Origin of the sequence: Serratia sp. 2C06, assembly GCF_050037615.1 — a bacterium.
In the GTDB taxonomy this organism is placed as follows: domain Bacteria; phylum Pseudomonadota; class Gammaproteobacteria; order Enterobacterales; family Enterobacteriaceae; genus Serratia; species Serratia ureilytica.
Genome location: NZ_CP188299.1, coordinates 2904892 through 2918387, shown reverse-complemented (window position 1 = coordinate 2918387; position 13496 = coordinate 2904892). Strand labels below are relative to the sequence as shown.

Sequence of the window (13496 nt, the reverse complement as noted above, 5' to 3'; positions counted from 1 at the left end):
AATTATTGGCGGCAGTGGCAAAGGTGTCCGAATAACACCAATGAGGGTAATAATGATGAAGCGCAACATTCTTGCAGTGGTAATCCCGGCTCTGTTGGCTGCTGGTGCAGCAAACGCAGCTGAAATCTACAACAAAGACGGCAACAAGCTGGATCTGTACGGCAAAGTTGACGGTCTGCACTACTTCTCCAAAGACAAAGGTAATGACGGCGATCAGACCTATGTTCGTTTCGGCTTCAAAGGTGAAACCCAGATTACTGACCAACTGACCGGTTACGGCCAGTGGGAATACAACGTTCAGTCCAACCACGCCGAATCTCAGGGCACCGAAGGCACCAAAACCCGTCTGGGCTTCGCCGGTCTGAAATTCGCTGACTACGGCTCCTTCGACTACGGCCGTAACTACGGCGTACTGTACGACGTGGAAGGCTGGACCGATATGCTGCCAGAGTTCGGTGGTGATACTTACACCTACTCCGACAACTTCATGACCGGCCGTACCAACGGCGTTGCGACCTATCGTAACAACAACTTCTTCGGTCTGGTTGACGGTCTGAACTTCGCTCTGCAATACCAGGGCAAAAACCAGAACGACGGTCGCGACATTAAGAAACAGAACGGCGACGGCTGGGGCATCTCCTCTACTTATGACATCGGCGAAGGCATCAGCGTAGGTGCAGCATACGCATCTTCCAACCGTACCGACGCTCAAAAACGCTCCAACGAGCGTGGCGACAAGGCTGATGCATGGACCGTGGGCGCGAAATACGACGCCAACAACGTCTACCTGGCGGCGATGTATGCAGAAACTCGCAACATGACTCCGTTCGGCGGCAACAACTCGCTGAAAGATGGCACCACCTCTTGTGCTGACACTCAGAACAACAGCTGTGGTGGTTTCGCCAGCAAAACTCAGAACTTCGAAGTGACCGCACAGTACCAGTTCGACTTCGGTCTGCGTCCAGAAGTGTCTTACCTGCAGTCTAAAGGTAAGAACATGAACGTCCCAGGCGCGGGCTCTGACCAGGATCTGGTTAAATATGTTTCTGTTGGTACCACTTACTACTTCAACAAAAACATGTCCACCTACGTTGATTACAAAATCAACCTGCTGGATGACAACGCGTTCACCAAAGCAACCGGCATCGCAACTGACGATATCGTAGGCGTTGGTCTGGTATACCAGTTCTAAGTTGTCTCGCTTATCGGCGGTTCACCGTCGGCTAAGTTAAAAAACAGGGCTTCGGCCCTGTTTTTGTTTGTATCAGCCGGTAACTTTTTATCCTGCCGATTCCCCCTTCCCCATCATTTTTTCTGTCGAATCCTTCACGTTCATAAGATCGCGGTGTTTTTATCGCAAACGGTTGGCAAAGCCGATAACTGGCGCTACCCTGATGCTTCTGTCTGCTTAACTCCGAGATTTGGAAGCACCTGACATGTTTGAAAAAATCACCGCCGCACCCGCCGACCCGATCCTGGGCCTGACCGACATTTTCCGCGCCGACGCCCGCCCGAATAAAATCAATTTAGGCATTGGCGTTTATAAAGACGAAACCGGTAAAACCCCGGTGCTGACCAGCGTAAAGAAAGCTGAACAGTATCTGTTGGAAAATGAGACCACCAAAAACTATCTCGGCATTGAGGGCATCCCGGCGTTCGCCAGCTGCACGCAAGAGCTGCTGTTCGGTAAAGAGAGCCCGATCGTCGCCGATCGCCGCGCGCGCACCGCACAGACGCCTGGCGGCACCGGCGGCCTGCGCGTGGCGGCAGACTTTATCGCCAACCAGACCAGCGCCAAACGCATCTGGATCAGCAACCCAAGCTGGCCGAACCACAAGAACGTCTTTAGCGCCGTGGGCCTGGAAGTGCTGGAATACGCCTACTATGACGCCGCCAACCACGCGTTGGATTTTGACGGCCTGCTGAACAGCCTGAAACAGGCGCAGGCCGGCGATGTCGTGCTGTTCCACGGCTGCTGCCATAACCCGACCGGTATCGATCCAACGCCGGAACAGTGGGCGCAGCTGGCTGAACTTTCCGTCGCCAACGGGTGGTTGCCGCTGTTCGACTTCGCTTATCAGGGCTTCGCCAACGGCCTGGAAGAAGATGCGCAGGGCCTGCGTATTTTCGCCGCCAAACATAAAGAACTGATCGTCGCCAGTTCCTATTCGAAAAACTTCGGTCTGTACAATGAACGCGTCGGCGCTTGCACTATTGTAGCCGCCGATGCCGAAACCGCCGATCGCGCCTTCAGCCAGGTGAAAGCGGCCATTCGCGCCAACTACTCCAACCCGCCGTCACACGGCGCCGCCGTTGTCGCCACTATTCTGGGCAACGATGCGCTGCGCGCGATGTGGGAACAAGAGCTGACCGATATGCGCCAACGCATTCACCGCATGCGTCAGCTGTTTGTGAACACCCTGCAGGAGAAAGGCGCGCAGCAGGACTTCAGCTTCATCATCCAGCAGAACGGCATGTTCTCGTTCAGCGGCCTGACCAAAGAGCAGGTGCTGCGTCTGCGTGAAGAGTTTGGCGTTTACGCTGTGAACTCGGGCCGGGTGAACGTGGCGGGCATGACGCCGGACAATATGGCGCCGCTGTGTGAAGCCATCGTCGCCGTGCTCTAAGCGCGTCGGCGAAAGCCACCAGTTTGAAGGGGCGCGCTATGCGCCCCTTAATTATTTCTGCCGGGAAATGATCGTTACCACACCGCCGGCTCTTCGCGCAGGAACGGGTTGGTCTGGCGCTCGTGACCGAAGGTCGACATTGGACCGTGGCCGGGAATAAAGCGCATGTCGTCGCCTAACGGCAACAGCTTGGTGCGAATAGAGGCGATCAGCGCCTGATGGTCACCGCGCGGGAAGTCGCTGCGCCCCACGCCGCCGTTAAACAGCACGTCACCCACCAGCGCCAAACGCGCCTGCTCATTGATAAAGACAATGTGGCCCGGTGTGTGCCCAGGACAATGCAACACCTTGAGCTTCATCTCGCCCACCTGCATCTCATCGCCTTCCGACAACCAACGGGTCGGGGTCAGCGGCGCACACTCTTCCAGCCCGAACATCCGGCTCTGCGCCGGCAAACCATCCAGCCAAAAAGCGTCCTCTTTATCCGGGCCGTAAATCGGCACCTGATAATGTTCCGCCAGCTCCGCCGCCGCGCCGACGTGATCCAAATGGCCGTGCGTCAGCAAAATCTGCGTGATTGTCACACCCTGCTTCGCCACTTCCGCTTTGATTTTTTCCGCTTCGCCGCCGGGATCGACCAACGCCGCCTGCTGCGTGTTTTCACACCAGATCAGGCTGCAATTCTGGCTAAAAGCGGTAACGGGAATAAGATGGTATTTCATAAGGCTCCAACGACAATAACGCCGCCTCCGCAAGGAGCGGCGTTATTCACTGAGGGCACCGCGATTACCAGCTCCGAACCGGGCCGGTATCGATGTGCACGAAGTTGCTACGTGGGTAATATCCTACACCACCAGCGCGCATTTTTAACGCCGCTTTACGGATATTACTCAATTGGATACCTTCAATATGGAAATCCATCGCCTGGCCCTTGGTATGGTAGCTGTGCTTGGCCACACCACGGCTGTGCGCGCGCAATTCGTTGTTGGTATCTACGGAACGGTAACCGGAGATCAGCTGCACCGGCTTGCTGGTACCCAGCAGCCCCTGCAGGCGATAGAGGTGATCAAACAAACTGGGATCGATAGATTTAACCTTGTTGGCGCGATAATCGCGGAACAGATGATTTAGCCGAACCAACTCTTCTTTATTGTAGCCTTTGCCGTCAAAGAACTCGGCTTTAATAGATTCACCGGTATTCAGGTTATTCAACACTAAAATACGCGGTCGAGCGGTGGAAAGACTGGCAAACGCCTGCCCTGGAAGCAGCGCTATGCCCATAGCTGCGCCGCCTAGCGCCAGCCATTTACGGCGATGATGATCAATTTTGTCCATGACTCTGTTAAACCCGGCAAGAATGTCAAAATAAATGCACAAAGCAGCGCACTGTCCGAACCATAACCGCCTGCGTATGCTGAGTCAACCCGCGATACGCCTAGGTTTACAGGCCCCCAGGTAAGAGGGCCTGCGGTATAGCCAAACATTCTGACCGTTATTTATTTATAATTACTGCATTTACTGCATTAATTTTTTGGCCTGAGCCAAAATTTGTGCGCCCGATCTCACCGTATTATCATAATTGTAAATATCTGTACGGAATTGCGGTTGGCCGTCATCCGAAACCCAGGCGGTCAGATAATACAGTTTTACGGGAATACGCTGGCGAATATTCACATAAGTAGTATTCCCTTCTTTCAGCGTGGAGGAAACGCGGCTATTGTTCCAGCCGGCATCCTGCAGCAGCATATTTGCCAAATCGGAAGCCTTGTTCACCCGCACGCAGCCGGAGCTGAGCGCGCGAATGTCTTTCTGGAACAGGCTGTGGTTCGGGGTATCGTGCAGGTAGATCGCGTCCGAACTCGGCATATTGAACTTGAAACGCCCCAGCGAGTTGGTGGCGCCCGGCGCCTGGCGCACACGATACGGGAAGTTGCGCGCAGAGACCATGCTCCAGTCGATCATCGCCGGGTTGATCACCTCCGCATCGTTGCTCCAACCCGACAGCACGGTATAGCCGTGTTTCTGGAAATAGTTACCGTCGCGCATCGCCTTCGGCACGATATCCTCACGCACCAGCGTAGTCGGTACGTTCCAAGGCGGGTTGACCACCACGTTGTTCAACGCGCTGCTCATCAGCGGTGTCTTGCGGCTCGGCCGCCCGACGATAACGCGGGAGGACAGCACTTCGTTGCCGTTCTGGTAGTAGGTCAGCGAGTAGTTGGGAATATTCACCATAATGCCGGTGCCGACATGCCCCGGTAAAATTCGCAGACGTTGGATATTCAGCGCCAGCAGCGCGGCGCGGGTTTTCGGTGACACGTTGAGCCACTCGCGAGTGCGCACGCCGATCACGCCGTCCGCCGTCAGCCCCTGCCATTTCTGGAAACGTTTGACGCCCTCCACCAGCTCGTTGGTGTAGAGGTTGTCGCTCACCACGCTGCCGACCTGCGGCGGCGTCTGTTCAGCGGTCAACTCCGTCACTGGCGCCGCCGACGGACTGACCGTCACACGCCCCTTCTCTTCGTCTACCGTCAGCCCGCCGTCATCAGGCTCATTGCTCTTCGCCGAGACGACCGCCGGCTCCGGCTCGGCCTCCGGTGCCGAAGCGGCCAACATGCCGGTGCGCGTCAGGATCTCACGCAGCGCAGGAATATCGTTGCTCATTTGTCCTGGGCGCAGGCTCGGGCCGCTGCCCACCTGCGGCCAGGGGCGGTTATCCGCCAGCATATCGCGCAGCGCCTGATGCATCTTGGCGTATTGCGGGTGCTGCGGCGCGAGCGAATTCACGTAGCTCAGCGTGCGCGCCTGACGCACCGCCAGCTGCCATTGGTTGATCACCGCAGTGGGCGGCAAGCTAAGCTTGTAGGGAATATTGCTGTACAGCCAACTGGTGCCGTTGGCGCCGATAGCGGACACGAACTGCAAATAGCCCAGCATCGCATCGGACAGCACCACATCGCGGCCTACGTCATTGAGCGCCGGATTGGTCAACATCTTCACCCATTGGGTGAACTGCGGCTGCACGCCGGACATCGCCAGCTCGGCCAGCTGCTGTTGAAACTGCTGAACGGCCTCGCGATCCTGCCACATCGGCTGCATATGATTCGCCGCATACAGCGGCGCCAGCGTGGAAAGGTAGTGCAGATCCATGCCGCGCGGCAACGCGGCCAGCAGTTCAGAACGGCTCTGCGCAACGGACATGCCTGCTGATGCCACCGGTAACGCCGTTACGGTGGCCAATGCGGAAAACGACGACACAAGACTACAGGCGATAGCGCCACTCAGCGCCAAACGTCGTAGAGAGTTTCCCTTTTTAAGCAACATCCCTTGCCCCCTGTATGCTCACAAAAAAAACGTCAAAAAACTGCATATAGCTTCAGTATACAAACAGAAAGGCCGTTTCGCCCTGCGGACGTCGAATTACTGTTTATCTGATTAAACTAACCGCTTTTCAACGGATAAAAAAGCAGGACTATCATCCACGCGCACAAAAAAATAGCCACCCTGCGGCGGCTATTTTCAGATTTTTAGGGTGTTTTTCTGCGTTACGGCGTTTCGACCGGCGCAGTGCCCAGCGCCGGCGGCTCGCTGGCGAAACCGCGCAGCCCCACCACGTGCACATGCTCGTGGTTCTGGAACACCTTACGCACCAGTTTATAGGTGGTGCCCTTCTCAGGACTGATGTTTTCCGGCGCCGCGATAATCAGCTGCATCTCCAGACGGTCACATAACTCGAACAGCGTGGCGATCGATTTGGCATCCAGACGCGCCGCTTCATCGAGGAACAGCAAGCGACATGGCGAGATGTCTTTACCGCGCAGGCGGCGGGATTCTTCTTCCCAGCTCTGCACCACCATCACCAGAATTGACATCCCGGTACCGATGGCTTCACCGGTAGACAAGGCGCCGCTTTCCGCACGCAGCCAGCCGTCGGAGCCACGGTACACTTCCACTTCCATCTCCAGGTAGTTGCGGTAGTCCAGCAACTCCTCACCGATGGTCTGCGGCGTGCGCTGCCCCATATCGATCTGCGGATTCAGACGCTGATACAGCTTGGCCAACGCTTCGGAGAAGGTCAGGCGGTTGCTGTTGAACAGATCCTGATGCTGTTCCTGCTGCTCGGAGAGCACGTCCAGCAGGGTGGCATGCGCTTCGCGCACGTTGACGTTCAGACGGACGCTCTTCACCTGGCCGAAAGCAACGGCCTGCAACCCCTGGTTCAGCATGCGAATGCGGTTCTGCTCGCGCTGAATGGTTTTGCGAATGATGTTGGCCACGCTTTTCGAACTGATCGCCAGCTTCTGCTCGCGCGCGGTCAGTTCTTCGGTCAGACGGCCCAGCTCAATCTCCATCTGCTCGATGGCCTCGACCGGATCGTCGGTACGGATGATGTCCTGGCGGATACGTTCGCGCAGGTGTTGGTACACCGCGATATAGAACTGAATCTTACGCTCTGGCCGCTTCGGATCTTCCGACAGACGCAGCACGTCGCGCAGGTGTTCGTTGTCCGCCACCGCCAGACGCAGCGCGCCGAGCGCCTTATCCGACATCGAGCGCAGCTCGTCGCCATCCATATACGCCAGTTCGCGGCGATGCAGGCGGCGTTCCACGCCGTTGTCTTTCACCAGACGCATCACCGCGCACCAGCCCGCCTTGGCGGTCACCACCTGCTCGCGCAGCTGATGGTAGTCGCGTTCCAGCTTGCGCAGTTTCTTCTGCAGGCCATCCATTTCGGCTTCGCAGAAGGTCAGCTGTTTCTCCAACTGATTACGGCGAGCGCGGTTGTTGCTCAGCGCCGCATGCAGCTCGTCGCGGCGCTGACGCGCGCGCGCTTCCGCGTTGGCGTCGGCCTGCACGCCGATATCCACCAGCTCCTGGCTCAGCTCTTTCAGCATGTCGCGCTTGGCGTCATACGAGCTTTTCAGCGAGGCCAGCACCTGGCTGTATTGGGTGAACTGGGTTTGATATTGACGCAGCTGCTCACGGGCGCGGGCGCGTTCGGCTTCCGCCTGTTCCAGACGCTGGCGCAGCTTGTCGTTGAGATCGTTGTTGGCATTCTGCATGCCGGCGGAGTCGGTATAGCTGAAGTGCGCGCGACGCTGCACCACCTCTGTCAACGCGAACGCCTGCTGTTTGGCCTGACGCTGCACGCTTTGCGCCTGCGCGTAGTCCTGCTGCAGCTGTTCATGCTGCTGCGGATCGCTCTGCAGCACCGACAGCAGCGGCTCCAGTTTGGTCAGCGACACCCCGTGCTGTTGAATGTGGCGCGCGGCGTCCTGCGCTTCTTCCAGCTCTTCACGGATCTCGTCGACGCGATCCTGCAGCGTTTCATCGTTCAGCAACGACACCAGCGGCATCAGGCGGTTGAGCGCGGAAATGCCCTCTTTGGCCTGCTCGTACTGCTGGCGCTGCTGCTGATTCTGCGCTTCGTGATTGTTCAGCGCACGCTCGATCTCGCCGCGACGGGCGTTCAGATTGCGGATCTCCGCTTCCGGGTCAGCGTCGAACGCCACCGCCAGATGGGTGCCGATAAAGCGGCTGAAGGCCTGATGCGAACGCTGGGTTTTCTGCACGTCGAACGACAGCGTGGCATAGCGCTCCGCCAGCGTTTCACGCTCGGCATGCAGCACTTCCAGACGGTTTTCGCGCGCCGCGCGGCCGAACAACGGCACTTCCGGGTAGCGGGAATAACGCCACTGGCGATCGGCGATCTTCACCACCACCGCTTTGTCCTGCTCTTCGACGGCGAATACGCTGTCATCGAACGACTGCGGATCCCCTTCGATCAGGTAAAGATCTTCCGGGCAATCTTCCAGCCCTTCCAGCATCTCGCGCACCAGCGACAGATCCGGCACCACGATGGCGTGGCGCGAAGGGCCGTACAGCGCCGAGAAGTAAGGCGCGTCGTCGATGGTGACGTCATCGTAAATTTCCGACAGCAACACGCCGCCGAAACGTTCGGCCAAGGTGACCAGGCGTTGATCTTCCGCGCCGCCCGGCTGGCTGAGACGTTCGATCTGCGCTTCCACTTCGCGCTTGCGGGCCGCCACTTCGTCGCGCTCGACGGTGGTTTCACGCTCGCGCTCCAGCAGCTGCTGCATGTATTCGGTCACCTGCTGGCTGTTTTCCAGCGGCTCTCCGCTCTGATCGCTGAGCTGGCTCAGGGCGTCCTGCGCCGCCAGCCACACCGGCGCGCGCGCCGTCAGTTCACGGATGCGCTGCTGGATCTGCTCCAGCTCCTGGCGCATCTCCATGCGGCGTTCGCCGGCTTCGCTGACGTTCTGCGACAGCGCTTCCAGGCGCTCTTCCAGCTCCTGCTGCAGCATGTCGAGATCGTCCGGCTGGTACTCCTGACCATGGCGTTTGCAAAATTCTTGCAGCAGGCGCTCGGCGTCCTGCTGCGAGCGCAGGCGCTGTTCCAGTTCGCTCAGGCGCAGTCGCAGCGGCTGAACGCGCTCGGCGAGGTGTTGCTGCGAAGGCCAGTCGCGCAGCAATTCGCGCGCACACTGCCAGGCTTCGCTGCGGCTGACCTGGCCGGCGATTTTACCCACCAGCTGATAGGCCTGCTCGAACTGGCCGTGCGCGGCGTCGGCCACGCTCAGCTTCTGCTCCAGCATCAGCAGCGCTTCGGTCGCCTCCTGCTCGCGAGCCTGGAAGGTGTCCAGCCACTGTTCAGCGTTGTCGGCGGTCAGGTCCGGCAGTTGGCACAGCGCGCGCGCGCGCTCCAACGCCTGCAGCGCCTGTTGGTACTGAATGGCGCGGGTCTGCTGCACGTCAAGCGCCTGCTGGTAGTCGGCCAGCTGGCTCTTCAGCTCGTCCACTTCCAGCTCGGCCGCTTCGGCGCGCGCTTCGTTCTCGGCCTGCTGCTCGCTCGCCTCGGCCACCACTTCGTTCTGCTCTTCCAGACGGTAGGTCAGCTCTTCCAGATCGGCTTCATAGCGTTCGATCTTCTCCTGCTGACGCATCGCCGTCTGCACCAGGTTCAGGTGGTCGCTGGCGGCCTGGTAATCGGTTTCCAGATCGGATTCGGCGCCGCTCTGCTCGCTCAGCTCACGCGCCATTTCCACATGGCGATACTGTTCGGCGGCCAGCTGCTTGCGGCTGCCCAACAGATCGCTGCGCAGCGCCAGCGCGCCGTCCAGGTGGATGCGGCGTTCGTTGGCGTGGCGCATATAGTCCGCCGCCACATAGGAGGTGGCCTCGGAGATCAAATGCTTGAACAGGTCGCGATCCGACTGGGTGACGCGGATCGCTTCCAGCGTCATGCGGTTTTCGCGCAGCGCCGCTTCCATGTCCTGGAACGCCTTGCGCACGCCGCTGTTTTCCGGCAACAGGTAGTCGCGCAGCGAGCGGGTGATGGCGCTGGAGATGCCGCCGTACAGCGACGCTTCAATCAGACGATAGAATTTGCTGCGATCGGCGGACGAACGCAGGCGTTTCGGGATCACGCCCAGATCGAACATCAGCGAGTGGTAATCGGTGATCGAGTTGAACTGCTTGAACTGCACGCCTTCCATCTCTTCCACGCGCTCTTTCAACTCTTGCAGCGACAGCACGCGCGCTTGGCGCTCACCCACGGTCTGGGTCAGCAATTCAGTCGGCTGTACCGCGGTCGGCAGGCCCTGGATGGTGAAAGGTTTGATATCGACCTTGCGATCGCGTCCCGCCACCTGCTGCAGACGCACGCCAACCACCACGCGCTGGTGGCGCGAGTTGACGACGTCGAGGGTGGAGTAACATACGCCGGCGCGCAGCTTGCCGTGCAGGCCCTTGTCGCGCGAACCGCTGGTGGCACCCGCTTCGGTGGTGTTACGGAAGTGCAGCAGCGTCAGATCGGGGATCAGTGCGGTGACGAAGGCCGCCATGGTGGTGGATTTCCCCGCCCCGTTCCCGCCGGACAGCGTGGTCACCAGCTCATCGAGATCAAAGGTGCGGGCAAAGAAGCCGTTCCAGTTAACCAGCGTCAGCGAGCGAAATTTACCGCGTTCAATCATTCCTGTTCATCCTCTGCACCGTCAGGAGCGTTATCAACCTGCTGATCCTCAGCGTCATTCTCATCGTTAAGCGACAGGCTGGTTTCAACCGGCATCGCCTCGCCGTCGCGAATCATGCGCAGCTGCGCTTCACGCGGATCGTCGCCGCTGCGCACGTCGGCGCCGAAGCGGAACACCGCCTCGGTAATGCGGAACTTGCTGCTGTCATTGCCCATGAAATAGACCATGCCGAGGCGGCGCAGGCGGTTGAGCGAGGTGCGCACCTTCTCGTGCAGCTTCTGCCGATCGAGATCCGAACCGGTGGAGCGCTGGTTGACGAACTTGAGCAGCTTGTTCTCATCCGCCAGGCTCAGCAGTTCATCGTACAGCTCCTGATGGCTGAAAATGCCTTCGTGCGCCAGGCGCTCGGGGCTGAGATACAGGTAACACAAGATCTTGCCGACCATCATATCCAGCTCGGACAGCACCGAACGCGGGATCAGCGTGGTGGAGCGCGGGCGCAAATAGAAGAAACCTTCCGGCGCCCGAATCAGCTCGACGCTGTAACGGTTGTAAAACTCTTCCAGCTCATCCTGGAAATCCATTAAAAAGGCGTGGTTGTCCAGCTCATCGATACCGATGTGACGACCCGCGCGCAGTTGGCTGTCCAGCGCCGGGAACAGCGAGTTGGACAACGCTTTGGCCAGCTTGACTGGCATTACTTGTTCAATATTTGTCGATGACATGGGCCTGGACCTTGGCTCCGTAATCATTGATTGCCTGCCATTCCGCCGGCAACCCTGAGAAATCTGCTTCAGCCACACCGAGGCGCACTGCCTGGTCGACCACTAAACGTGCCACGTCGAAATGACGCGCACGTGGATATTGCGCCAGGTAATCGCGCATCACTGCTGCAAGGTTGAGCGGCATCTGCTGTTCCTGGTACACCTTCAACGCCTCTTCGATCATCGCCGCCAGCTGTTCGCGAATCTCGCTGAACTCTTCGAACTCCAGATCCGGCGGCAGTTCCCCGGTCACTTCCTCGCTGCGCAGCGCCAGTTCTTCGTCGCGCATATCCAGCAGACGATCGGCATTGGCATGAGTCAGCGCCCACGGGTGGTCGAAATAGGTTTGCACCGACTGGCGCAGGCGTTGGGCGAACACGCGGTTTTTATCCATATCGATAGCGGTACGGATAAATTTGTGCACGTGACGATCGTAGCCGATCCACAGGTCGATCGCCTGCTGGCCCCAGCTGATGATGCGATCCAGCTTGCTCTGCAGATCGAACACCAGCTTGTCGACGAAGCCGAGCTCCACGTTGCCGAGGGTTGCGTCCTGGATGCGCAGCAGATTGGCCTGCAGCTTGTCGCCCGCCGCATCCAGCGTATCCTGCAGTTCGCGCAGGGTGCCTGAGGTTTCCGACAGCAGCATTTCGCAGCTGGAGATCGCCGCCCGCCAGTCTTTGCTCAGCAGCGCCGCGATGTCATTTTTCACGCTCTGCTGCTGCTCGTCCATCACGCGTTGCGTCATGTCGATGCTGTCGAAGATTTCCGCCACCGAATATTTCAACGGCGCGAACACGTTACGGTGCCAATGGAAATCGTCGCCGCCCTCGTCGGCGGCATCGGCGGCGCGCTTCAGTTCCTGCGCCACGATCGACAGCTGCATCGACAGACGCAGCGTGGAGAATTCGCGTTGGCGAATATAGTAATCGGTAATGCCGATACCCAGCGGCGTCAGGCGGTAAATCGCGTTACCGTCCGCCAGTTCGCTGGTAAAGCGGTTCAACAGGCGCTGGCGCACCATGTCGTTGATCGCATTGTTGGCGCGCATCGCCACCGTTTCATGCGTCTGTTCAAAACCCTTGCTGACATGGCGAAATGCATCAACCAGCTCACCTTCGCTCATCTCGCCGTCCAGCCGTTCGCCATTCAGGGTGGCGATAGCGAGCAGAAATGCGAGACGCTCCGTAGGGAGCGAAATAGAGAAATCATTTTTCCGTGCCCAGGCGACCAGTTCGGGTACTGTCTGGGAAAATTCACTCATAGTTCGTCCTTCAGGTTTGGTTTATGCGCCATGACGTGAATATAGCGCCCCAAACTCACGTACGGCTCCTGCCGGCAATAGTGCTGTTCAAGCGCCAGTAACTCTTCAAATTTTTGGGTTTGCAGCTGTCTGCTCTGCAGATAGTCGTGGAACACCCGCACGCCGGTTTTGCCGCTGATGCGCATGCCCAGCTGTTCCAGCCAGCCGTAGACCAATAGCGGATCGTGCGGATATTGCGGCGACAGCGAACGCTTGCGGCGCCGTCTGACCTCGGGATCCACCAATTGGAAGTTACCCAACACCACGTTACGCATCAAGAGACCGTTGGCGTTGAAGAACATCAGCGACAGCGCGCCGCCCGGCGTCAGACAATCGCACAACGCCTGCAGCGCCGCCACGGGTTCAGCGATCCATTCAAGCACTGCATGAAACAATATCAGATCAACCGGCTGTTCCAAATGTTGAGCGATATCCTGCGCAGAACTTTGTACGAATTGCATGTTCTGGCTCACACCTTTCTGCTCCGCCAGCTGCGCGGCGCGCTGGATCATCTCACCAGAAAGATCGCACAACAACACCTGATGTCCTAATTCTGCCAGTTGGCAAGCCATATGGCCTTCACCGCCCCCGGCATCAAGGATGCGCAGCGGCCGCTGCGGCAACTGGGCCAGCAGCCCGGTCAGATCCTGCCAAACCACCGCCTGGCGGATTTTTCCTTTCGTGGTGCCGTAAATATTACGCGCAAATTTTTCAGCAATATCGTCAAAATTACGATCCTGCATGGACAACGGCTCCGCTGATCTCAGTCTTGTCGGCGGCAAAGCGCACGCCCATTCAAACCTGCTAT

General features: G+C 58.5%; 9 protein-coding genes. 2 read left to right on the top strand and 7 right to left on the bottom strand.

Features of this window, described 5'->3' with window-relative positions; genetic code table 11:
- Positions 1-52 precede the first annotated feature (52 nt).
- Complete coding sequence (ompC, locus tag ACP3TA_RS14335; protein WP_269474742.1) at positions 53-1192, top strand: porin OmpC; 1140 nt, start codon at positions 53-55, stop codon at positions 1190-1192.
- 244 nt (positions 1193-1436) lie between these two features.
- A complete protein-coding gene (locus ACP3TA_RS14330; RefSeq protein WP_033642574.1) occupies positions 1437-2627 on the top strand; it encodes an amino acid aminotransferase in 1191 nt (396 codons plus the stop codon).
- A 74-nt stretch (positions 2628-2701) separates the two neighbouring features.
- Here ACP3TA_RS14330 and ACP3TA_RS14325 read toward each other — a convergent pair whose 3' ends face one another.
- From ACP3TA_RS14325 to cmoM, 7 genes are all read right to left on the bottom strand, one after another.
- The gene (locus tag ACP3TA_RS14325) at positions 2702-3349 is read right to left on the bottom strand and encodes an MBL fold metallo-hydrolase (protein ID WP_033642573.1); all 648 of its coding nucleotides are present in this window, start codon (positions 3347-3349) and stop codon (positions 2702-2704) included.
- 64 nt (positions 3350-3413) lie between these two features.
- The gene (locus tag ACP3TA_RS14320) at positions 3414-3962 is read right to left on the bottom strand and encodes a YcbK family protein (RefSeq protein WP_004928217.1); all 549 of its coding nucleotides are present in this window, start codon (positions 3960-3962) and stop codon (positions 3414-3416) included.
- A 180-nt stretch (positions 3963-4142) separates the two neighbouring features.
- Entirely contained in the window at positions 4143-5951 is a 1809-nt protein-coding gene (gene ldtD, locus ACP3TA_RS14315) for a L,D-transpeptidase (protein WP_072022477.1), read from the bottom strand.
- 221 nt (positions 5952-6172) lie between these two features.
- On the bottom strand, positions 6173-10621 hold the full coding sequence (gene mukB, locus ACP3TA_RS14310) for a chromosome partition protein MukB (RefSeq protein WP_089196851.1): 4449 nt from the start codon (positions 10619-10621) through the stop codon (positions 6173-6175).
- Positions 10618-11346, bottom strand: a complete 729-nt coding sequence (gene mukE / locus ACP3TA_RS14305) for a chromosome partition protein MukE (RefSeq protein WP_004928226.1) — start codon at positions 11344-11346, stop codon at positions 10618-10620. The genes mukB and mukE overlap by 4 nt, the downstream gene beginning before the upstream one ends.
- On the bottom strand, positions 11327-12649 hold the full coding sequence (gene mukF, locus ACP3TA_RS14300) for a chromosome partition protein MukF (RefSeq protein ID WP_004928228.1): 1323 nt from the start codon (positions 12647-12649) through the stop codon (positions 11327-11329). Before mukF ends, mukE begins: the two co-directional genes overlap by 20 nt.
- A complete protein-coding gene (cmoM, locus tag ACP3TA_RS14295; protein WP_033642570.1) occupies positions 12646-13431 on the bottom strand; it encodes a tRNA uridine 5-oxyacetic acid(34) methyltransferase CmoM in 786 nt (261 codons plus the stop codon). Before cmoM ends, mukF begins: the two co-directional genes overlap by 4 nt.
- Between the last annotated feature and the right edge of the window lie 65 nt (positions 13432-13496).